The organism is Paenibacillus sp. FSL E2-8871, assembly GCF_038000345.1.
In the GTDB taxonomy this organism is placed as follows: Bacteria; Bacillota; Bacilli; order Paenibacillales; family Paenibacillaceae; genus Paenibacillus_AQ.
In genome coordinates this window covers 3,806,717-3,828,772 of record NZ_JBBOBV010000001.1, presented here as the reverse complement: position 1 = coordinate 3,828,772, position 22,056 = coordinate 3,806,717, and the positions used below count along the sequence as shown (strand labels likewise).

The 22,056-nt window shown below is 46.8% G+C and carries 21 protein-coding genes; 18 read left to right on the top strand and 3 right to left on the bottom strand.

The genetic code is table 11. The features are described from left to right. Positions 1-119 precede the first annotated feature (119 nt). The 9 genes from NYE25_RS17390 to NYE25_RS17350 all read left to right on the top strand — a co-directional run bounded on the left by NYE25_RS17390 (position 120) and on the right by NYE25_RS17350 (position 9,247). Entirely contained in the window at positions 120-1,403 is a 1,284-nt protein-coding gene (locus NYE25_RS17390) for an ArsB/NhaD family transporter (RefSeq protein ID WP_076300682.1), read from the top strand. Positions 1,404-1,584: 181 nt separating this feature from the next. Further along, entirely contained in the window at positions 1,585-2,361 is a 777-nt protein-coding gene (locus tag NYE25_RS17385) for an ABC transporter ATP-binding protein (protein WP_076300681.1), read from the top strand. A 104-nt stretch (positions 2,362-2,465) separates the two neighbouring features. Beyond that, positions 2,466-3,269 carry an ABC transporter permease gene (locus NYE25_RS17380; RefSeq protein WP_076300680.1) on the top strand — a complete coding sequence of 268 codons (804 nt, stop codon included), beginning with the start codon at positions 2,466-2,468 and terminating at the stop codon, positions 3,267-3,269. Positions 3,270-3,304: 35 nt separating this feature from the next. Further along, complete coding sequence (locus tag NYE25_RS17375) at positions 3,305-4,192, top strand: ABC transporter permease (RefSeq protein ID WP_052404425.1); 888 nt, start codon at positions 3,305-3,307, stop codon at positions 4,190-4,192. A gap of 23 nt (positions 4,193-4,215) precedes the next feature. After that, positions 4,216-5,823 carry an FAD-binding protein gene (locus tag NYE25_RS17370; protein WP_341146469.1) on the top strand — a complete coding sequence of 536 codons (1,608 nt, stop codon included), beginning with the start codon at positions 4,216-4,218 and terminating at the stop codon, positions 5,821-5,823. Beyond that, positions 5,820-6,152 carry a 4Fe-4S dicluster domain-containing protein gene (locus NYE25_RS17365; RefSeq protein WP_076285505.1) on the top strand — a complete coding sequence of 111 codons (333 nt, stop codon included), beginning with the start codon at positions 5,820-5,822 and terminating at the stop codon, positions 6,150-6,152. Before NYE25_RS17370 ends, NYE25_RS17365 begins: the two co-directional genes overlap by 4 nt. 48 nt (positions 6,153-6,200) lie before the next feature. Beyond that, positions 6,201-7,259, top strand: coding sequence for an ABC transporter substrate-binding protein (locus NYE25_RS17360; RefSeq protein WP_076285504.1), 1,059 nt, complete (start codon positions 6,201-6,203; stop codon positions 7,257-7,259). 39 nt (positions 7,260-7,298) lie between these two features. After that, on the top strand, positions 7,299-8,909 hold the full coding sequence (locus tag NYE25_RS17355; RefSeq protein ID WP_341146468.1) for an FAD-binding protein: 1,611 nt from the start codon (positions 7,299-7,301) through the stop codon (positions 8,907-8,909). Continuing rightward, positions 8,906-9,247, top strand: a complete 342-nt coding sequence (locus NYE25_RS17350) for a 4Fe-4S binding protein (RefSeq protein ID WP_341146467.1) — start codon at positions 8,906-8,908, stop codon at positions 9,245-9,247. Before NYE25_RS17355 ends, NYE25_RS17350 begins: the two co-directional genes overlap by 4 nt. A gap of 205 nt (positions 9,248-9,452) precedes the next feature. Here the strand turns inward: NYE25_RS17350 and NYE25_RS17345 are convergent, their stop codons facing one another. Beyond that, the gene (locus tag NYE25_RS17345; protein ID WP_341051621.1) at positions 9,453-9,998 is read right to left on the bottom strand and encodes a glutathione peroxidase; all 546 of its coding nucleotides are present in this window, start codon (positions 9,996-9,998) and stop codon (positions 9,453-9,455) included. Between the two features lie 680 nt (positions 9,999-10,678). On the opposite strand from NYE25_RS17345, the gene NYE25_RS17340 reads away from it, so the two are divergent. The 6 genes from NYE25_RS17340 (at position 10,679) to NYE25_RS17315 (ending at position 16,727) form a co-directional block, all read left to right on the top strand. Continuing rightward, positions 10,679-11,755, top strand: a complete 1,077-nt coding sequence (locus NYE25_RS17340) for a bifunctional 3-deoxy-7-phosphoheptulonate synthase/chorismate mutase (RefSeq protein WP_076285501.1) — start codon at positions 10,679-10,681, stop codon at positions 11,753-11,755. 192 nt (positions 11,756-11,947) lie between these two features. Continuing rightward, positions 11,948-13,390, top strand: a complete 1,443-nt coding sequence (locus tag NYE25_RS17335; RefSeq protein ID WP_445667179.1) for a SulP family inorganic anion transporter — start codon at positions 11,948-11,950, stop codon at positions 13,388-13,390. Positions 13,391-13,579: 189 nt separating this feature from the next. Beyond that, positions 13,580-14,062, top strand: coding sequence for an Rrf2 family transcriptional regulator (locus tag NYE25_RS17330; RefSeq protein ID WP_149644874.1), 483 nt, complete (start codon positions 13,580-13,582; stop codon positions 14,060-14,062). Between the two features lie 21 nt (positions 14,063-14,083). Beyond that, complete coding sequence (locus NYE25_RS17325) at positions 14,084-15,082, top strand: LLM class flavin-dependent oxidoreductase (protein WP_149644875.1); 999 nt, start codon at positions 14,084-14,086, stop codon at positions 15,080-15,082. Between the two features lie 334 nt (positions 15,083-15,416). Further along, the gene (locus NYE25_RS17320) at positions 15,417-15,788 is read left to right on the top strand and encodes a hypothetical protein (protein ID WP_341146466.1); all 372 of its coding nucleotides are present in this window, start codon (positions 15,417-15,419) and stop codon (positions 15,786-15,788) included. 105 nt (positions 15,789-15,893) lie between these two features. Then, positions 15,894-16,727, top strand: a complete 834-nt coding sequence (locus tag NYE25_RS17315) for a prohibitin family protein (RefSeq protein WP_076285497.1) — start codon at positions 15,894-15,896, stop codon at positions 16,725-16,727. A 96-nt stretch (positions 16,728-16,823) separates the two neighbouring features. Here the strand turns inward: NYE25_RS17315 and NYE25_RS17310 are convergent, their stop codons facing one another. Together NYE25_RS17310 and NYE25_RS17305 are read right to left on the bottom strand one after the other, a co-directional pair. Then, the gene (locus NYE25_RS17310; RefSeq protein ID WP_341059472.1) at positions 16,824-17,816 is read right to left on the bottom strand and encodes a ketoacyl-ACP synthase III; all 993 of its coding nucleotides are present in this window, start codon (positions 17,814-17,816) and stop codon (positions 16,824-16,826) included. Between the two features lie 10 nt (positions 17,817-17,826). Beyond that, positions 17,827-18,168 carry a hypothetical protein gene (locus NYE25_RS17305; RefSeq protein ID WP_042191906.1) on the bottom strand — a complete coding sequence of 114 codons (342 nt, stop codon included), beginning with the start codon at positions 18,166-18,168 and terminating at the stop codon, positions 17,827-17,829. A gap of 322 nt (positions 18,169-18,490) precedes the next feature. Between NYE25_RS17305 and deoC the strand changes: the two genes are divergently transcribed. The 3 genes from deoC to NYE25_RS17290 all read left to right on the top strand — a co-directional run bounded on the left by deoC (position 18,491) and on the right by NYE25_RS17290 (position 21,997). Then, the gene (gene deoC, locus NYE25_RS17300) at positions 18,491-19,168 is read left to right on the top strand and encodes a deoxyribose-phosphate aldolase (protein ID WP_143759565.1); all 678 of its coding nucleotides are present in this window, start codon (positions 18,491-18,493) and stop codon (positions 19,166-19,168) included. Between the two features lie 248 nt (positions 19,169-19,416). After that, on the top strand, positions 19,417-20,709 hold the full coding sequence (locus NYE25_RS17295) for a homocysteine synthase (RefSeq protein WP_076285495.1): 1,293 nt from the start codon (positions 19,417-19,419) through the stop codon (positions 20,707-20,709). 211 nt (positions 20,710-20,920) lie between these two features. Continuing rightward, complete coding sequence (locus NYE25_RS17290; RefSeq protein WP_341146465.1) at positions 20,921-21,997, top strand: hypothetical protein; 1,077 nt, start codon at positions 20,921-20,923, stop codon at positions 21,995-21,997. Positions 21,998-22,056: the final 59 nt, after the last annotated feature.

Below are 22,056 nucleotides of genomic sequence, written 5' to 3'. Positions count from 1 at the left end.
TTTTATGGAGTAATCCACAATTCCAGTGCGAAAAATACAAATCTATTTTATGATAAATAGGTTATATAATGAGTAGGTTGTACAATTAATGAAATTAGATAGAAGGACCGGGGGATATCATGGAACAGCAAGCAATTTGGGCAATAGGTATTTTTCTACTGATTTATGGACTGATTATTTCTGAGAAAATTCACCGTACGATCTTAGCGATGTTAGGCGCAATTGTTATGGTAGCGATGGGCATTGTGGATCAGGAGACGGCACTACATCACATTGATTTTAATACCATCGGATTACTTGTAGGCATGATGATGATTGTAGGGATTACTGCAGAGACAGGACTTTTTAAATATGCGGCAGTGAAATCAGCAAAGCTGGCGAAAGGGAAGCCGAGAAGAATCCTGATTGCTTTGTTTGTTGTTACTGCTGTGGCTTCTGCTTTCTTGGATAATGTTACAACAGTGCTACTTATGGTGCCTGTTACCTTCAGTATTACAAGGCAACTGCGCATAAATCCGCTGCCTTTTTTGATGTCACAAATTATTGCATCTAATGTCGGTGGGACGGCAACATTGATCGGAGATCCACCGAATATTATGATCGGAAGTGCTGTGAAAGAGCTGACTTTTATGTCCTTTATCAGCAATCTAACACCTGTGATTATCATCATTATGTTAGCGTATATCCCGCTTTTACTACTGATGTTTGGTAAGCAGATTAAATCCACTCCGGAATTGCAGCAAAGTATCATGAACATGGATGAGAAGGCAATGATTACAGATCATAAGCTGTTGCGAAAATGTTTGATCGTACTTGGAATTACGATTATGGGCTTCTTTTTACATCAGGCGTTACATTTGGAGTCAGCGACGGTTGCCTTAGCGGGGGCTTTTTTACTGCTCTTATTAACCGGAGGAGAACACATGCTGGAAAAAGCTTTTCACAGCGTGGAATGGATTACGATCTTCTTTTTTATCGGACTGTTTGTTTTGGTATCAGGACTCGTCGAGACAGGTGTCATCGCGGAGCTGGCTGCCAAAGCGATTGATTTAACGGGTGGGGATGTGCTCATGAGCTCGATGATGATCTTATGGGTCAGTGCAATTGCTTCTGCGTTTCTTGATAATATTCCTTTTGTAGCAACGATGATTCCTTTGATACAGGAGATGGGGCAGATGGGGATCACCAATCTGGAGCCCCTCTGGTGGAGTCTAGCCTTGGGTGCCTGCTTGGGTGGCAATGGTACATTGATCGGTGCCAGTGCTAATCTGATCGTTGCTGGTCTAGCTGGAAAAGAGGGCTATCCGATTACATTCATGAAGTATTTGAAGGTGGGTTTCCCTTTAATGCTGCTGTCCATTGTGATCTCAAGCATATATTTATATTTAAGGTATCTGATGTAAACAAGTGTGTCTGAAAAAAGTTTTATTGTTGACAGCTTTTCAAATGGATGATATTTTAAATATTATAATTCCAATTGATTTACTTTGAATAAAAATTACCGACTGTTCCTACAGAGGTATTGCGAATGTAAAAGCGCAATACCTCTGTTTTTTTGTATACAGAATTTAAGGAGGGGTCACGATGGGAGAAGCGTTGCTGTCGATTTCAAATCTAAATAAACGTTTTGAGTCTACCGGAGGTCATGTTCAGGCACTGTATAATGTTGATCTCCATGTGCAAGAGGGTGAATTCATTACGGTCATCGGGCCCAGTGGCTGTGGCAAAAGCACGCTGCTGCGCATCGTGGCCGGTTTGGACAGTGGATATACGGGGAGCGTTACCTTAGGAGGGACGGAGATTGGGGGTCCCGGAATCGATAAGGGATTTATTTTTCAAGAGCATCGTCTCTTTCCTTGGCTCACCGTAGAGAAGAATATTGCTTCTGATTTGCCGCTAGGCAACAAAGAAATTAGACGCAAGGTCGATGAGTTAATTGATCTCGTCAAGTTAAATGGGTTTGAGAAATCCTATCCCCGGGAGTTATCGGGAGGGATGGCCCAGAGGGTGGCGATAGCCCGTGCGCTACTGCGAAATCCCAAAATCCTGCTGCTGGATGAACCGTTTGGTGCACTGGATGCGTTCACTAGAGCGCATATGCAGACGGTGTTACTGGACATTTGGCGGGCCAACAAAACAACCATGATTTTTGTAACGCATGATATTGATGAGGCTGTATTTCTAGGTAATCGGGTAGTGATTTTAGAACCTCGCCCCGGGAAAATACGTAAGATTGTCCCGGTTGATTTGCCGTATCCACGTAAAAAAACAACGTCTTCCTTTCAAGAGCTACGCCTGAAGGTGCTGAATTATTTTGAAAAAGTCGATGAGCTTGAGCTTATTGACGGGGCAGGAATATAAATATGTCGACCATACCAATGGAGACCTCCGAAAGTGTTCAATATTCGAGGGTCTCTTTTTGTTATTTAAAGAGATTGTAAAGCTAAAAAAGGTGGGTGCAGAGCATGACAAACCGGGCTATAGCCGTAAGAACTTCCGGACGCCCCGGAAAGGTAACAACATTTGGACTGGGCCTTCTGCTGCCGGGCACTGTGCTAATTCTGTGGCAGACCCTTGGACACTATGGAATGATCTCAGAGATGCTGTTCCCGACGCCGTATACCATTGCAGAATCATTTGTAACTTTGGCTGCTTCAGGGGATTTATGGCCGAACTTTAGGATCAGCTTGGTCAGAGCCCTTGCCGGATTCCTGCTCGGTGGTGGACTTGGTCTGCTATTAGGCATTCTCGTAGGTCTGTTCCGCAGATCAGAGAAATTGCTAGATCCATCCCTGCAAATGATTCGCATGATACCAAGCTTGGCGGTAGTGCCGCTATTCATTTTATGGTTCGGGATCGGTGAGGAGTCTAAAGTGCTGTTGATTGCTAAAGGAGCATTTTTTCCGCTTTATATTAATACGTTCATGGGTATTCGCGGCGTGGATAACAAGCTGTTCGAAGTATCTCGAGTGCTTGGATTCAGCCGGTTAAAGCAGGTTGTAAGACTAGTACTTCCAGCCGCATTGCCGAATATTATTCTCGGAGTGCGCCTTTCCTTGGGGCTCTCTTGGTTAGGTCTGGTAGTCGCAGAGCTGATTGCTTCCACTTCAGGCATTGGGTATATGATGTCGGACGCGCGTCAATTCGCGGATACACCTGTGGTGTTCGTGGGAATTATTATTTTTGCCATTGCTGGACTGGTGAGTGATTCTATTGTTCGCTACATTGAACGTCGGCTGCTGAGATGGCAGGACAGCTATCGCGGATAAACAGAAAACGCGCAAGAAACGAAAGGGGATGCGCCATGAGCGATGGAGCAGAAGCTATTTTGAATAACACTACAAGAGCAAGAGAATCGCTAGATAGCAGTGATATTGCCCCTTTATCGACTAAGACATTGGAGAAATCGGCGGTACCTATTGCATGGAAATCTCTACTGTCAGATTGGGGAACGGGCGCTATCATTCCGGTGGTGACAATAGTACTTTGGCAGCTGGCAGGAAGCACCGGACTGATCTCCGCGCAGTTTCTGCCGACTCCATTGTCGATCGCCAGAGCTTTTACAGGCCTATTGGTGACTGGAGAGTTAACTCATCACCTAGGTGTCAGTATGGGGAGGGCGGGAGTTGGATTTCTTATCGGAGGCGTTCTAGGCCTTTTATTCGGAGTACTGACTGGCTTGTTTCGCAGTGTGGAATATGTGCTCGATCCTAGTGTACAGGTTCTTAGGCTTGTTCCTCATCTAGCTATAGCACCGCTAATTATTTTGTGGTTCGGCTTTGGGGAGATGTCCAAAGTAGTGATCATTCTGACAGGGTCATTCTTTCCGCTCTATATTAATACGTTTATGGGCATCCGCAATGTGGACAATAAGCTGTTTGAGGTGTCCCGGGTGTTAGGATTTAGCCCTTATCAGAGGCTGCGCAGGCTGATATTACCGGCAGCACTACCCGGGATTTTGTTAGGATTGCGACTGTCATTGGCTGTAGCATGGATCGGTCTTGTTGTAGCTGAACTCATTGGATCACAATCCGGCATTGGATTCCTGATTAATGAGGCGAAGCAGAACTCTAATACAGAGGTTGTATTTGTAGGCATTATTATCTTTGCTATTGTCGGCAAGCTAATCGATTCTTTGTTCCGAATCATTGAACGCAAGTGCCTGTTCTGGCGCGATAGTTACGAAGGGTAAATCATTTGAGGAGGTGTTGAGCTATGAGTGGATCGATACAAAAAGGATCGTTGAATTTGGTGGCGGATGTGCTTGTTATAGGTGGAGGACCGGCAGGAACATGGGCAGCCCTTACGGCCTCAGCGAAGGGGGCGAAAGTTGTCCTCGCAGATAAAGGCTACTGCGGTTCGAGCGGTGCAACGGCCCCCTCAGGAACAGGAGTCTGGTATGTGAAGCCGGATGAGAAGCTCCGGGAGGAGGCCAAAGCAAGTCGTTATACATTGGGCGGTCAGTTGGCTGAATCCCGCTGGATGGACCGAGTGCTAGACCGTACCTATGCCAATATGAACAAACTTGGCGTTTCAGGATATCCATTCCCTGTAGATGAGCAGGGTAACCAGTATCGCAAGAGTCTTCAGGGACCGGAATATATGAAATTAATGCGTAAGCTAGTGAAAAAGGCGGGCGTTAAAATTTTAGATCATAGCCCAGCCATGGAGCTCCTTGCGGATGAGCATGGCGTAGCCGGAGCGGCTGGAGTCCATACCCAGAGTGGTGAGACCTGGACAGTTCAAGCAGGGGCAGTCGTTATTGCTACTGGGGGTTGTGCCTTCCTAAGTAAGGCGCTTGGTTGCAACGTACTTACTGGTGATGGCTATCTATTTGCAGCTGAGGCTGGGGCGAACTTGTCCGGCATGGAATTCTCCAATGCCTATGCTATCTGCCCTACGTTCTCCTCTGTAACCAAGACAGCATATTACAACTATGCCAGCTTTTATTATGAGGATGGAAGCATTGTGGAAGGGGCGGGTTCCAAGAAAGGGCGTTCAGTTATCGCTCGGAATCTGCTAGCAGGCAATCAGGTATATGCCAAGCTGGATGGAGCACCAGAAGATTTAAGACCTCTTCTGCGGGTGGCGCAGACGAACTTTTTTCTACCCTTTGATCGACAAGGGATCGATCCTTTCAAGGATGCATTTCCGGTTACGCTTCGTCTCGAAGGAACGGTTCGTGGGACGGGTGGTATTCATATCACAGACGAAAGCTGTGGTACAGGTGTTCCCGGACTTTATGCGGCAGGAGATGCAGCTACCCGTGAGCTAATTTGCGGGGGATTTACTGGTGGTGGCAGCCATAATGCGGCTTGGGCTATGTCATCCGGCAGTTTTGCAGGAGAAGGGGCTGCTGTCTATGCGCAGAGCCTTGGCTCGAATGCAGCGTACCGTAATCCAGTCGGCTTATCATCTTCTCCACTGGTTCATCAAGAAGTGAAGCCTGGAGTATCAGCTCATACGTCAGAGGTTGTGTCTGCTGTGCAGGCTGAAGTGAAGCCGTATGACATTAATTTATTCCGTACGGATAAAGGGCTGACCTCTTCATTAGGTCGTCTGGATGAATTGTGGAAAGATCAGCGTAGCCGTGAGATTCAGCGTACACCTGAAGGGGTTAAAGCGCGTGAAGCTGAAGCCATGACTGCAACCGCCCGCTGGATGTACAATTCCGCGCTTGCCCGTACGGAGACGAGGGGCATGCATAAGCGTGAAGATTTTAAGGGAACGGATCAAGAACAGCATCATCGCTTGATTAGCGGTGGATTGGATCAGTTATGGGTGAAGACAGAAGCCGTGGCCAAGGAGGGTGTTCTATCATGATTGAGGTGATCAGCGCTGCCAGATGTGTAGAGTGCAACCAATGTGTATCGGTCTGCCCGACCAATGTCTTCGAACGGGTAGAGGATGGCATTCCTGTTATTGCCCGGCAGAGCGATTGCCAGACTTGCTTTATGTGTGAGCTGTATTGTCCTGTGGATGCTCTCTACGTTGCGCCAGATTCAGAGAAAGTGATTGGGGTGACAGAGGCAGGGCTAGAGGAGCAGGGATTACTTGGTGGTTATCGTGAAAAGGTAGGCTGGGGCAAAGGCAGACAACCGGTAGCAAGTCATGACTTTATGTACAAATTGGCGTCGAGGGCAGGGTTCTGACCTTGATTAAGATTAAGATAAATAACATAAATCTAGGGGGAGAAAGAAATGAAACCAGCGTACAGAGAGATTCAAGGGAAACGTTCTAAAAGGATACGATTTGCACTTTTAACTACGATTATGATGGTTATGCTGGTTCTTCAGGCTTGCGGAAATAACGCTGGAGGAAATGGAGCATCTGCATCCGGCAGCTCTAGTACAGAGAAATCTGGAGGCAAAGCCGAAAGTAACGTTCCAGCGGTACTGAACTTTGGTTTTATAGGCTCAAATAAGCTGAATGTGCCAGGTGGCGCGGAGGGCTGGGGCTTTTATAAAGGGATCATTCAAGAAGAGTTGAAGAAATATGGCATTACTGAAGTGAAGCTTACGGGCTTTCCAAACGGTCCTGATCAGACAGAATCCTTAATTAGTGGTCGATTAGATATCGGCAGCCTTGGGGATACACCTGCTATTATTGCTTATGCTTCTGGCGCCAAGACACGTCTGATTTCACAATCCTCAGCCAACACTATCGGTTATCTAATCGGTAAGAAGGATGGACCAAAGACGGTGAAAGATCTGCAAGGGAAGACTATTGCCATTCAAAAAGGCTCTTTCATGCACCGCTATGTGGTTGGATTACTTCAGGAGGAAGGCGTAACTGACTATAAACTCGTGCATATGCTCATTCCGGATGCTACCGCAGCTTTGGCCCGTGGAGATGTAGATGCTACGACTAATTTGGGTGTACCTGCGCTGAAGTTAATTGACCAAGGTTATACTCACTTAGACGATGCCTCGAAGCATCCGAACTTGCTCGGCACTAGTGCAACTGTCGTGTCCGAGGACTATCTGGCGAAATTCCCTGACTTTCCGAAGGCGTGGAACGAAGCCCGTGAGAAAGCCTTGGCGGATTTGAAACAACACGAGGATGAATATTATCAATTTTTGGCCGAAATCGGAGATACAACGCCAGAGCTGGCGAAGCAAGTAAATCCAATCAGTGATATCAAAGATACCGCGTTCACTGACGAAGGAACCAAGCTACTGGAGGGTACCAAGAACTTCCTTGTCGAAGAAAAATTAGCGAAAAAAGACTTTAATATTAGCGATTGGCAGCTGAAATAACAATTGCTTGGAAAGCGCAAATGCTTGGGAGGAAAAGATATGTCGCAGCTTAAGAAGGAAATGACAGTGGATGTCCTCGTGCTTGGCGGAGGTCCCGCAGGAGCTTGGGCGGCATGGAGTGCAGCGTCACAGGGTGCAAAGGTAGTCCTGGCCGATAAGGGCTACTTGGGCACAAGCGGCGCCACTGCTCCGGGTGGTACAACGCTGCTCGTTATCCCTCCAATTGCCGAGCTGCGTGAGCAGGCGGTTCAATCCAGACTAAAATCTGGTGGATATTTGTCGGAGAATGCTTGGATTCACCGCGTGCTGGATCAGGTAGAGCAGAATCTGGCTCTAGTCGAGCAGTGGGGTTATCCTTTTCCGAAGGATGAGGTAGGAAACTCACTGCGCACACATCTGCACGGACCAGAGTACATGCGGATTATGCGAAGAGTTGTCCGCAAAGCGGGGGGCACGATCCTCGATCAGTCGCCAGCGCTAGAGCTTCTTCATGATGAACATGGGGTTGGCGGGGCGCGTGGGATCAACCGTCTGACAGGGGAGTCTTGGGAAGTGAAGGCAAATGCCGTTGTGATGGCAACCGGAGGCTGTGCTTTTCTCAGCAAAGGTCTTGGCTGCAACGTATTGACAGGCGAAGGGCTGTTGATGTCCGCTGAGGTGGGAGCCGATTTGTCAGGCATGGAATTCAGCAGTCAATACGCTCCGAGCTTTGCAGATGGAACGGTAACACGTGGTCGTATGCTAGCGTGGGCTACGCTTTATGATGCGGACGGTCATCCGCTGCATAAAGGGGATCGGACCTTTGGCAGCATCCCTGAAATGATGCTCAAGGGGCCGGTTTATGCTTCGCTCGATCTGGCAGATACAGCGGAGAAACAGGATTTTCTGCGAAAAGCGCATCCGATTTTCTTTATGCCGCTGGAGCGGGCGGGAATTGATGCGTTTAAGCAGAAATTCCCGCTCACCCTGCGCTATGAGGGCACGATGCGCGGCACTGGGGGTCTGCGCTTGAGCGGCACGGACTGCCGGACGACCGTGCCCGGACTCTATGCGGCCGGAGATGCCGCATCTCGCGAGAAAGTGACCGGCGCCATCTCCGGCGGCGGGGCTTATAACGCTTCCTGGGCCATATGCAGCGGAAGCTGGGCAGGCCAGGGAGCCGCGCAGCATGCGCGGTCCTGCCGAGGACAGGCGAACAGCCGCAACCTGACCGCAGCGGGACGCTACGGTCTGGCGGCTGGCACCGACACCTCGGAAACGCTGGAGGTGAAGCCGCTAGTCGCGGCGATCCAGCGTGAAATCTTACCGCTGCAGATTAATTATTTCCGCAGCGAACCGGGCATTTCTTCAGCCTTGAAGCGGCTGAATGCCTTGATGCCCTTGTTGAACGGGCGCGTTCCCGCCACCGTACAGGGCATCGTGCAAGCACGCGAAGCCGCGGCTATGCTCACGGTTGGCAGATGGATGTACACCGCCGCGCTGGCCCGGAAGGAGACGCGCGGCCTGCAAAAGCTCGCGGAATATCCGGAGCTTGATCCGCGTCAAACCCACCGGCTGATTGTATCCGGTATAGAGCAAATAAGCATCGGTACCGAGGCTGTGCCCCATGCTCATGAACTGAATCTACTAAAGGAGGGGCAGGCGATATGATCGAACTAATCAGCATGGAACGCTGCGTGGGTTGTAAACTGTGCACGAAAGTATGTCCGACAAACGTATTCGAAATGCAGGGGAAGATTCCGGTTATTGCGCGTCAGGAAGATTGCCAGACTTGTTTTATGTGTGAAGCTTATTGCCCTGTAGATGCACTCTATGTAGCACCGCAGGCAGATCAGCTGATCGGTGTAAATGAGGAGGTGCTAATCCACACAGGGTTGCTAGGGAGCTGGCGGGCTGAGATCGGCTGGGGACCAGGCGCTAATGGCTCAATGGCTGAAAGAGATACCACCCCTTATTTTGAAGTGTTTACCGAGCAGTACCGTACGTGAAAAAGCCGCCCAGAGTTGGAGTCTGGGCGGCTTATTGTTGTATAGAAATTCAATCTATATAGGCCTTTGTCCCGGGATTTCCACCGCGAAGAGCGGTTTCAATCAAGAAATCTGGGGACAACAGCGGCCGGAAGTCCAATTATTCACCGCAGTGACTACTGTGCTTTAAGTTAATATCATTAGTTCCGTACATATCTAAAAAAATCTATAACAGTGCTTCGATCGCTGGCTCAATATCCAGCGGATCCACAGTAGATTCAAATCTTGTAATTACATTGCCTTCGCGATCAATTAGAAATTTAGTAAAGTTCCATTTGATTTCGTCATCTTTCAGTGCTTCCGGATCTTTGCTCTCAAGCATGCTTTGAAGCAGCTTTCCTGAAGAATGGTTCATGTCGAAACCTTCAAATCCAGCCTGCTCAGTAAGGTGAGTGAAGAGGGGATGTTTATTTTCGCCCTTTACTTCAACCTTCTCAAAGAGAGGGAACGTAACGCCGTAATTGATTTGGCAAAAGACGTTCACTTCTTCATTGCTGCCAGGTTCCTGTTCCCCAAACTGATTGGAAGGGAAACCGAGGATTTGGAAGCCGCGATCTTCGTATCGCTCATAGAGCTTTTGCAGGTCGGAGTATTGGTGGGTAAATCCACACTTACTTGCTGTATTCACAATCAAAAGTACTTTACCTTTGTATTCCTCTAGTTCGATCTCTTTTCCTCGAATACTGCGTGCTGTATATGGATAAATGCTCATGCTGCTACATCCCTTCAGTTATGTATTGTCAACGCTAAAGCTGCCAGTGAATAAGAACAGGAAATATTTTCAATGATTTAATTGTAAACAATCAAAATATCGCTGTCAACTTCATACATAGAGAGGGATTGGAACCTTTAAATCAGTGGCAGAATAGTATGGGTATGGGTTATTTCATACTTCAAAGTCTATTCAAGCGAGTTGTTATAAGAATAATTATATCTCATATGATTTTATTGCGTTAAAGCTACTCAGCGTTCCATTATTATCTTGCATCGGAAACATTTTTTGATTAAGATAGCAGAAACCAGCGCAAAAGACGCGCTGACATAAATAAGACTATGACGAAGAGAGTAAGCATTATAGCGGATCTTAACAGGGAAGGTGTGCCGGAGACTGAGAGCACCCTCATGAGACGATTAATGCCGAAGTTCACTTCCGAGTCGGCCCCTGAAGTAGTTTGTCACAGGTCGTGACAGGTATGAGTAGGGAGGCCCGCGCCCCGCGTTACCGGGTTTAAGATAGAGTTAATCTTTAGTCGAGGGAATCCGATTTTCTATTCCTTCGTGCTAGTTTAAGGGTTAATTCTAAATAAGGGTGGTACCACGGCTCCTCGTCCCTTGCGACGGGGGGCCTTTTTGCGTTTCAAATTATAAATAAGAAGAGGGAGTGGAAGGGTAATGAGTAACGTAGAATTGGATGTTCTTAGAGGTCGTCTGGATGAAATTAATGGGCAATTGCTGGAGCTGATTTCCGAGCGGGCTAAAATTGTGCAGGAGATTGGAGTAGTTAAAGAAAAGCAAGGTGTGCCTAAATTCGATCCAGAACGTGAAAAGAAAATGCTGGATCAGCTCGTAGCGAGCAACAAAGGACCTTTCACTAACGGAACCATCCGCAGCCTCTTCAAACAAATTTTTTCAGCATCTCTGGACTTACAATCCGATGAACATAAAAAAACTTTACTAGTAGCGCGTAAGAGTCACAAAGAAGACACTGTGATTGTTCTGCCGGGAGATGTTACTGTTGGCGGTCCTTCTTCACTGATGGTAGCTGGTCCTTGCTCTGTGGAAAGTGAACTACAGACCCGCACCGTAGCTGCAGCCCTGCAAAAAGCTGGTGTACGTGTTATGCGTGGAGGTGCCTTCAAGCCGCGGACTTCTCCTTATGATTTCCAAGGTCTAGGTATGGACGGCCTAAGAATATTACGTGAAGCAGCAAATGATTATGGTCTGCTGACCATCAGTGAAATTGTAGATCCAAGACATATTGAAGAGTCCTTAGATTATGTAGATATCATCCAGATCGGTGCACGGAACATGCATAATTTCGAGCTGCTTAAAGCGGTCGGAGAAGTCAATAAGCCTGTGCTGCTGAAACGCGGATTAGCTGCTACGCTCGATGAATTCATACATGCAGCGGAATACATCATGTCTCGTGGTAATACACAAATCATGTTGATTGAACGCGGAATTCGTACGTATGAAAAAGCGACCCGCAACACGCTCGATATCTCAGCAGTGCCTATTCTTAAGCAGGAATGCCATCTGCCAGTATTGGTCGATGTTACTCACTCCACAGGACGTAAAGATATTCTTATCCCATGTGCAAAAGCCGCACTCGCAGCCGGAGCCGATGGTATTATGGTCGAGGTTCATCCTGATCCTGCAACTGCGTTGTCCGATGCTGCGCAGCAGCTGAATATTGATGAGTTCAACAACTTCTTTAATGAAGTGAAAGCTTCCGGACTATACCGGTAATCTAGAAATATAGAATTTGAATGATATTTCAAGGATTGGCTAGAAAATGAGGTGAATAAGCGCTTACAAGTCTATCTAATCTTTTTGTGAAGGTGAAGGCGGGTCGAGTACAATAAGGAACATTAGCGTTGCACCGGCCCCGGGTCTTTCTGAAAAGGCCTATATACCTTATTAGTCACAGGAGGAAATTAGATTTTGAAGCAGCTTACCTTAAATAATGGGTGGTTTTCTAACACTCGAACCGATATTTTATCGGGGATGACCGTAGCCGTTGCACTGATTCCTGAAGCGATCGCTTTTTCGATCTTGGCGGGAGTAAGTCCGATGGTTGGTTTATATGCCTCTTTTTGTATTGCAATTGTAACCGCACTTGCCGGAGGCAGACCCGGAATGATCTCGGCGGCTACAGGGGCTATGGCCCTATTAGTCGGAAGTCTCGTACTAGAGCACGGAATAGAGTATCTGTTCGCGGCAACTGTACTGGCTGGTGTGTTTCAGATATTGATGGGGATGCTAAAGCTGGGGCGGTTTATCACGTTTTTGCCACAGCCGGTCATGACGGGGTTTGTCAACGCGCTGGCGATACTGATTTTCATGGCGCAGCTTACCCATTTTAAGGGACAAGGCTGGGTGATGTATGGACTGGTAGCTCTGACATTGCTTATTATCTATACGGTTCCTCGGTTTACCAAAGCCGTACCCTCAGCGCTTGTAGCGATTGTTATCGTTTCTGTTCTTAGCATCGCTCTTCATCTGGACGTAAGAACCGTAGGCGATATGGGGAATATTACAGCAACTTTGCCACTATTCCATTTACCGCAGATTCCGTTCACGCTGGATACTCTGCTTATTATTTTGCCATATTCACTCTCGCTGGCCGTAGTTGGGTTATTGGAATCACTGATGACTGCCACCTTAATAGACGATATTACAGGCACAGGTAGTGATAAGAACAGAGAGGCGAAGGGACAGGGGCTGGCGAATGTAGTCACTGGTTTTTTCGGAGGGATGGCAGGCTGTGCGATGATTGGCCAGTCAATGGTTAACATGAAGTCAGGAGGACGCACGCGTCTGTCTACGTTTGTATCAGGGATCTTTTTATTGTTCCTAATTATCGTACTTGGCGATGTGGTTAAGCAGATTCCGATGAGCGCGCTCGTTGGCGTAATGATAATGGTCTGTATCAGCACCTTTGAATGGGGCTCGCTTAAATCTCTAACCCGTGTTCCGCTTAGCGATGCGCTGGTTATGATTGTGACGGTGGTCACCGTGGTGGCTACAGACAATCTTTCTATTGGCGTTTTGTTTGGGGTTCTGCTAAGTGCTTTAACGTTTGCTTGGAAAATAGCTTCGATCCGCCTAACAGTTCAGGAAGCTACCTCTTCCAAAACATATTCGGTTACCGGCCAGCTGTTCTTCGGCACGACAAGCCACTTCATTCATGAATTCGCCTACGATAGCGATCCCGATCATATTATTATCGATTTTTCACATTCCCATGTGTGGGACCAATCCGCAGTTCATGCCATAGCGAAGACGATGAGCAAATACGCCGAGCGTGGCAAAAAAGTCACCATTACCGGACTTAATGATCAGAGCTCACAGCTGGTTCAGCGGGTGGGACTATCCATATAAAAAAAGATTGCGCTATATGCGCGATCTTTTTTTTATAGCAGATATTAACTGTAAGAGAAGACTAGCAGGGTTTTACTTTTGGTGCAAACTGATATAAAGTATAAAGTGGATAATGTTTATCCGCTTTATACGCGGTTGGTATAGTCTACAGTTTATATTAAGCAATTTATGTAGATCGAGGTGCTGTACATGCATATGAAAACAGGGGTAGAACAGTCAGTGTATGCACTGGTTCTGCTTAACATGCTGCCGGACAAAGCGGTGTTGTCTGGAGAAGCGATTAGCCAGCAGCTCGGAGCATCGGTGACCTATTTTCAGAAACTGTTAAGAAAGCTGGTAACCGCAGACATCATCACGTCTGTTCCCGGCATTAAAGGTGGCTTTAAATTAAAGAAGAGACCTGAAGATATTCGTGTATATGACGTTTACCTTGCGGTGGAAGGACAGCAGTCGCTGTATTCATCCAATGGTATTCTGGTAGACATGTTGGATTTAGAGAAAGAAGATAGCTGCTGCCTGTTAACCAATCTGATGGAAGAAGCTGAATCCTCTTGGAAAGCTGTATTAAAGCGGGAGACTATTGCTTCGTTGTCGGAGGAAATGCGTGGTGAACGCTTTAAAGATAAGATTGCAGCCTTAGAGGAATGGATCAGCAATAAAATGGTCATCTAACCAAAGAAGGGATGTATTCGCATGAGATTAAGCGTATTGGATCAGGCACCCGTGACAAGTGGTAACACAGCGGAAGGTGCTCTGAATAAAGCAGAAGAACTAGCTATTTTAGCAGATGAGTTGGGATATAGCAGAATGTGGATGGCAGAGCACCATGGCGGAAATACATTTGCTAGCTCGGCTCCGGAAGTAACGGCAGCCCGTTTAGCCGCTAAGACCAACCGTATTCGAATCGGCACCGGCGGTGTTATGATGATGCATTATTCTCCACTTAAGCTGGCGGAAGTATTTAAAACGTTAAGTGCTTTTTCCCCGGGGAGAATTGATTTCGGTGTGGGACGAGCTCCTGGTGGCGATACAAGTGCTATGTACGCTCTGTCTGAAGGCCGCGAGTTAATGCTGCATAACATGTATGATAAGCTTGGCATTACTATGCAGCTGCTTAGTGATCAGATTCCGGAAAGTGAGTTGTATGCCAAAAATCTTGCCGCTCCAACGAAGGTGGCGCTCCCTGAGGTATGGTTGTTAGGCTCGAGCGGCAACAGTGCGCGAAAAGCAGCACAGATGGGAGTCGGATACTCCTTTGCGCAATTTTTTAATGGTGCCATGAGTAATGAGATTTTGGATCAATATCGGAATAACTACCAGCCTTCTATCTTCATGGACAAACCTGAGATTAGTGTATCCTATATGGTGACCACCGCAGAAACGAAGGAAGAAGCTGAGTATGAGGCATTACCGCAGGATATTTTTCGGTTGATGATGAGCAAGGGCAGAATTACTCAGGTGCTGACACCAGAAGAAGCTCAGAACATATCGTTATCGGAAATTGACCGGATGTCAATCAAGGAAAGCCGTAAGATTCATTTGGTTGGTGCGGTTAAAGACATCGCCGTACGCTTGCAAGAAGAACAAGCTCAATATGGTTTCCAGGAAGCGATGATATGCAGCATTCCGCATTCGCAAGAGAAACGTCTAGAGGTTTACCGACTACTGGCGCGTGAACTGCTAGGTTCTTGATACTTTCCACTCAAACCCGCATTTGATGCGGGTTTTTGTATGCCCATTTAGCCTGTTGATCGACGCATGCCCTCAAAAGACAATAAATTAACCCTCCCGCCCCCTAAAAGTAACAATTGAAATTCTAACTTCATCTATGATTAATGAAAGATTTAATTTTAAAAAGAGGATAGGAAGTGATCAAGGATGTTTCCTCTACATAAATCCGTTACGCTGACAGCCTTGCTTCTAATGAATCTGCTGGCAGGTTGCCAACACTTCCAAAGGACAATGCAGTCTAGGGGCGATAGGAACTTATAATTATCGTCAGCCGGAGGATATCAAGGTAGAAGTGGTGCGGATTTTTAGCGAAAAGGTGCTGAAAATCACCGGTGGACTAGGAGCAAATAACTCGCTCACTAACTATTATTTAATCGACGAGAGTGGTAACCCCTCGGGCTTGCTGCAGATAGATACCGGACATTCCAAAGAGCTGGATGTTGATGGGGATGGATCTATTGAGGGTCTAGCCGCGCATGGAAACCCGATGAGTGCCTACATTTACCGCTGGAATGTTGATCACGCTGAGGTAACTTACGTTAATGATGCTTTGAAGGCGGACTCCGTGGTGCTAACGGATGAAGGAATATATGAAGCTTTTAATATCGGGGATAAGCAGAGCAAAAGATTCCGATTGACCCTAGAAGGACTGATCCCAGAGCGGTAACGCCATGACAACTGCTGCTGAAATATTTCCTGCGACCAATTCCCTCAAACCTCCGTATAGACGATTAAGCTTAAATGATTATCCATAATCTAGGAGGGGTATTGGATGAATATGCAAATGAATCCGAAATTGAAACAGCTGCGACCGGGGAAAATAGTTAGCGGTGTTGCAGCGGTGCTCATTGTATTGTTGGTTGGCGCGAACTCTTTTGTATCTGTGGAATATGGGCATGTAGGTTTGTACAAAACCTTTGGTAAATTAAATGACAATACGTTGTCACCTGGTATTCATTTTAAAGTTCCGTTTATTCAGACGGTGATTCAAGTCAATACGCAGGTAACGAAAGCGGAGACCGATACTTCAGCCTCTTCAAAAGATCTTCAGCCCGTATCCACACATGTAGCGGTGAACTATTCCGTAAATAAGGCTTCCGCCTTTAATCTGATGAACAATATCGGAGGTAATTTTGATAATGTGATTATCAATCCGGCCATTCAAGAAATCGTTAAAGAAGTGACAGCCAAATATCCAGCAGAGGATTTGATTACACGCCGTGATGTAGTGTCGAGTGAGATCAGTGAGCACTTAACCGCTAGGCTCGCAAAATATGATCTGATCGTCAACGATATTAACATTGTTAACTTTAAGTTCTCTGAGGCGTTTAACCAGTCGATTGAAGCGAAGCAGGTCGCCCAGCAGCAGGCGCTGAAGGCCGAAAATGATCTCCGGCGGATTGAGATTGAAGCGAAGCAAAAGATCGCCCAGGCGCAAGCCGAAGCCGAATCTTTAAGACTTAAGAAGCAAGAGGTTACACCTGAGCTGGTGCAGCTGAAGCAAATAGAGGTCCAAGAAAAAGCGCTGGAAAAATGGAACGGCGTGCTGCCATCTGTAACAGGGGGAGCCACTCCATTTGTGGATGTTCAATCCCTGACTAAATAATTCATTATTGGATTTCTGATTTATATCACAAATTGCTAACATCTGCTCCTCTGATGGGAAAGCCCTACTTCTATAGAAGTAGGGCTTTTTATGCTATTAATATTGATAAAGCATTGTAGGAATTTGCCAACCAGCACCAACCGACCAGAAGAAGACATAATCGCCACGTTTGATTCGTCCGTCTTCGACTCCGCGTTGAAAGGCGATAAAAGGACTGCTTGTAGCCGTATACCCGAACTCGTCGCCTACATAGATGAATTTCTCATCAGTAAGTCCAAGACCCTCTTGGATGAGTTCGATATTTTTGAGAGAGAATTGTGAAAGGCAGAAGGCAGATATATCATCTGTAGTCAGGCCGTTTCTTGAGAGAAGCTCTTTCATGTCTGCAACCGCCGCATTTACACAAACAGTACCGTCAAAGGGTGTCCATCGTATCCGAATTTGCTCAGGTGTAATGTCCTCGTGATAAATATTCGATAAACCGCAAGCAGGGAACATAATATTCTCAGATCCCTCAGAATCAGTGTAATAAAGGGAGTCAATGAAGCCTGATTGCTCGCTACTTCGTTCCAGAATGACAGCTGCTGCGGCATCCCCGAAGTTAGGGTAAGTAATTTCATCATCCGTATTGCAGTGCACTGAGCTATAGTCGCTTCCCACGACGAGTGCGTACCGGATACTAGGATTAGCTTGCATATAACGACTTGTCTGCTCTACAGCAGACACCATTCCTGCACAGTTGGCATTGGAATCTTGCGTAATGGTCCGATGTTTACCTTGTAGCATGCGGTGCAGCAGGAGTGCGTTGGTAGGATAAGTATATTCCGGTGTCTGTGAAGCGAACATGATCATATCCATATCTTCACCTTGTAAATTGGCTTCTTGTAGCGCTTTTTGGGCGGCCTTGAGTCCCATCGTTAGGGCATTTTCATCCTTATCGTTTACGATGTATCTCCGGTCACGACCCATGACTTCTAGGAATCGCTTAATGTCCTTGCCCATACTCTGGAAATGCTCCAGATAATAATGATTAGATACGACATGTTCCGGATGGTAATAAGCGGCTTGGCGGATGGTTATATGTCCCAAATGAAACCTCCTATGCTTCAATAATTTCGTAATTTTCTAATTTCGTTGCCCGGGCTACTCGGCTTAGCTGCATTTTTAGGACAGGGCTTTTGGCAATAATGAAGGTTACTTTTTTAAATCCTGATTCTTTATACAGTATGTAGCATTGCTCAAGCATAGGAAGAGTGTCGGGCGAGGATACGTTTAATGTCTTGCAATCTAAAATGATCTCATATTGTGCTGGGTCAAATGTACTTACGATTTGGTTGTACTCCTGAATGAAGCGCCCGGCGTCCTCCGGAGACATAGAACCTTCTACTTGTACATTCAGTTTTTGGGCTGCAGCGTTTGAGGTGAAATTAAAGTTTCCCATTTTAAATCGATCTCCTCCTAAATATGATGAAAGAAAAATTTAAATAAATAGGCTAAAAAACCCATTTATATAGATATTATCGTATTTTTTAATGGGAAAGTTTAGGGGGATTATCCTTTATATTTTAAAAAATACAAGAAGGTATAAAATTAACTTGAAAAGATAATTTAGTAAATAATGACCTTCTCTAAGTGTATTTATATGAGTTAATCGAGGTTAGGGTGGGTCTGATCGTCCAGTCGACTTTGCAAAGCAGAGTTCTATTGGTATGATTACAGAGATGAAAAAAATTCACTATCCAAATCATGGAGGAATGACAAAAATGAGCGAAATTACACTATCGCGGATCATTGATCATACACTGCTTAAAGCAGATGCACGGAAAGAAGATATCGTTAAATTGGCAGAGGAAGCAAAAGCATATAAGTTTGCTTCAGTCTGCGTAAACCCTGCTTGGGTAGCTACTGCCCATGAAGTGTTGAAGGATACGCCTGAGGTTAAAGTCTGCACAGTTATCGGCTTCCCGCTCGGATCCTCGACAACAGAGACCAAAGCATTTGAGACTACCAATGCTATCGCTAATGGTGCAGGTGAAGTGGATATGGTCATCAACATCGGAGCGCTGAAAGATGGTAACAATGAGTTGGTTAAACGTGATATTGCAGCAGTTGTAGACGCAGCTCGCGGCAAAGCACTGACTAAGGTCATTATCGAGACCTGTTTATTAACGGAAGAAGAAAAGGTTCGTGCCTGCAAGCTTTCTGTTGAAGCTGGAGCAGACTTCGTAAAAACATCCACAGGATTCTCTACAGGTGGGGCAACGAAGGAAGATATCGCGCTGATGCGTGCAACGGTTGGACCTAATGTGGGTGTGAAGGCTTCCGGTGGTGTTCGTAGTGCAGAAGATGCACATGTAATGGTACAAGCTGGTGCAAGCCGTATTGGTACCAGCGGCGGTGTAGCTATTGCTAAGGGTGAAACAAGCCAAAGCAATTACTAAAAGAAGATAAGTAAAATGGTAGCGGTGAGATGAGGTGGATAAGCTTTATCCGCCGCTATTCTGTTTTTTATTGAAAGCGTTATCTGATGTTCATCGGACATGCTTTCCTTTGAATAAATTAAAATATAATAATTCGCACCGGAATAATAAGATTTTTTTCTTTTCAAATGATGTCGTTTATGAGAGAATGGGTACAATTATTATTTGTTAAAGATTTCTATTCTTATTTATAAAGGGAGGAAATACCTATGTCAGAAGACCGTAAGCTGTCATTTGAAACTTTGACTGTTCATGCAGGCCAGGAAATTGATCCAACTACTTTCGCACGTGCTGTACCGCTTTATCAGACCACGTCTTATGGATTCCGTGATGCTGATCATGCAGCGGATCTGTTTGCGCTCAAAGAATTCGGTAATATTTACACTCGGCTGATGAATCCGACTACAGATGTATTTGAACAGCGTTTGGCAGCACTAGAAGGTGGAGCAGGTGCACTTGCTACAGCTTCCGGGGCAGCGGCTATTTCTTTCTCCATTCTAAATATTGCGGGCGCTGGGGATGAAATTGTATCTGCGGCAAGCCTATACGGTGGAACTTATAATCTTTTTTCTACAACGCTGCCTAAGCTTGGCATTAAGGTGCATTTTGTGGATTCGGATAATCCAGAGAACTTCCGTGCTGCGATTAATGATAAAACCAAAGCTTTGTATGCAGAAACCATTGGTAACCCACAGGGGAATGTACTAGATATTGAAGCCGTTGCAGCGATCGCACACGAACATGGAATTCCTCTTATTGTAGATAATACGTTCCCAAGTCCATATTTACTGCGTCCGATTGAGCATGGAGCTGACATCGTTGTTCATTCGGCAACTAAATTCATCGGCGGGCATGGTACATCTATCGGTGGAATTATTGTGGACGGTGGTAAGTTCGATTGGAAGGCAAGCGGTAAGTTCCCAGGACTTACAGAGCCTGATCCAAGTTATCATGGCGTTGTTTATACGGAAGCTGTTGGACCGATAGCTTATATTATCAAAGCCCGCGTTCAATTACTTCGCGATTTAGGTGCTTCTATTTCACCATTTAACTCTTGGATGCTGTTGCAAGGGCTCGAAACACTCCATTTGCGGATGGAACGTCACAGCCAGAATGCACTAAAGGTTGCGCAATATTTGGAGGCACACGCAGATGTAGAATGGGTAAGTTATTCTGGACTTCCTACTCATCCATCTCATGAATTAGCGCAAAAGTATTTATCTAAAGGCCAAGGAGCGATCCTTACCTTCGGTATTAAAGGTGGGAGTGCTGCAGGACGCAAGCTGATTGAAAATGTGAAGCTGTTCTCGCATTTGGCGAATGTCGGTGACTCCAAGTCATTGATTATCCATCCTGCGAGCACAACACATGCACAGCTGTCGGATGAAGAGCAAACCACAGCGGGAGTAACTCCGGAATTGCTCCGCTTATCGATTGGTACGGAATCTATTGATGATATTATTTATGATCTGGAACAGGCCATTGCCGCCAGTCAACAATAGAACAATGAAGTTCAAGGAAGGCATCTGCTGCTATGCGGCGATGCCTTTTTTTTGTGATTTAATAAGGCTAATTGTTCATATGATTTGGCAACGCTTGCATATTTCATGGGAGGTTCCCGTATTTATAAGTGTGGTAATAAGATGTCGGTGGCATGATGTTTATTTACTAGGCGTACCGGCAGCAATCCAAAGATAAAGGGTGGGTGCGAAGATGAAGGGTGAACGTCAGCAGGATGGTTTTCGGAGTAGTGAAGAGCGCCCGTTCAAGTTCATGTATAAGGCCGGTGATCGGGCTGTTGGGATGGAAATGAGTCAAGCCGGATCCGTTGCCTCCGCTGCCGCAGAATTTATCACCGGAGTAGAGCAGAAGGATGTCGTAGAACCTTTGAACCGTTCTTATTTTAAGCGCCCTGGAGAACAGTCGGCTTTCTTAGTGCTGCGTGAAGGACGAGAAGAACGTGAAAAGCGCCCTACTGCAAGAGAAGGAACAAGATCCGTTCAAGCTGGACCTTGTCTGATACGAAGTGAGGAATGGCTGCTTGAACCTGAATTGTTCTGTCTTTATGAGAACTGGTTATCCAGTGAAGATGAGCTGCAGGCTAATCGAATGCTGCAGCGGATTTATTATCGATTGCAGGCAGCGACCACAGCGCTGCTGGAATCGCCGGATGGTGAATGGGCAGCACTCACCCTGCTGCATCCAGAGGAGCTTGCGGCGCAGCCCGCAAAGCTCACCGCGCTTCAGGACGCGCAGCTCGAAGCGCTTTTTACTGCGGTGGCGGAGAGCCAGCGGCAAGGCGGCGATTGCCGCCTTGACCTGCTGGTCGCCTACACCGCAAGCGGAGCCGAATTCGCCGCAAAGCGCGAATTCATCGAGGTCGTGGCCGATCAGACACTTGGCCACGCTTATGCGGCGGCGTGCCGCATCGGGGCGCTGATCGCGCCCGATGTGGAGCCCTCCGCCGCCGCGGAAATCGCGCGCATCGCCGATTTCCTAGTGCTCGACGGCGCGGCGAGCGAGCTCGCGCCGGAAGGGGCCGCCGCAGAGGGCTTCACCCTGGCGGCGGGGGAGATCCTTGCCGCCGTGCGGAGCGTGAAGCCGGCAGCGGTAGTTCTCGCCGCGGGGACTCCGGCGGCGTCGGCTTTGGCCGATCTGTATCAGATCGGCCTCAGCGGGATCTTTTGCAGCGCAGGTCAGCGGACCGAAGCGCTGCTTAGAGCAGCCTGTCTGATCTGGATCGCCAGGCAGCAGGAAACACTGGATACTGCCGCCGGTGGAAGGCAGTAGGACAACAATGAAGCGGCTGTCACTTAAGCCGCTTTCTCTTCTAAATAAGACGATACGTT